This is a genomic window from Ensifer sp. ENS11, from assembly GCF_014851895.1.
Classification (GTDB): Bacteria; Pseudomonadota; Alphaproteobacteria; order Rhizobiales; family Rhizobiaceae; genus Ensifer; species Ensifer canadensis.
In genome coordinates this window covers 1-445 of sequence record NZ_JACVAN010000072.1, presented here as the reverse complement: position 1 = coordinate 445, position 445 = coordinate 1, and the positions used below count along the sequence as shown (strand labels likewise).

1 protein-coding gene is annotated in these 445 nt (G+C 65.4%); it reads right to left on the bottom strand.

Annotated elements, in window-relative coordinates; translation table 11 throughout:
* Positions 1-445: VCBS domain-containing protein (locus IB264_RS34265; RefSeq protein ID WP_210335729.1), on the bottom strand; the 445-nt coding region annotated here is incomplete at both ends.

The window sequence follows — 445 nt, the reverse complement described above, 5'->3', positions numbered from 1 at the left end:
CCACCCTGCGCCGCGAAGCTGGCGTTGTGTGTGTCGAGCGTATCCACATCGGCAAAAGTGACCGCGCCGCCCTGCACATGCACAACCGCATTCTCACCGGCCGCGTTATCAGCTCGTTCCGTCACCGAACCGCTCTGCACCGCAGAGGTGATTACCGGAACGTCGTTCGTGCCGGTGATGGTGATCGTCACCGTCTGCACTGCCGTGCCACCATGGCCGTCATCGACCGTCACGTCGTACTTCTGCGTCAGCGTCTGGCCGGCCTGCAGGCTGTCGAGCACGCCGTCGGCGACCTGGAAGCTCCAGCCGACCGAGTCACCCGCCTGGTTCACCGCGCCGAGCGCGAAAGTACCGAGATAGCTGCCGCCTTGCGCTACGAAGCCGGCGCTGTGCGTGTCGAGCGTATCGACGTCGGCGAAGGTCACCGCGCCGTTCTGTGCATGCG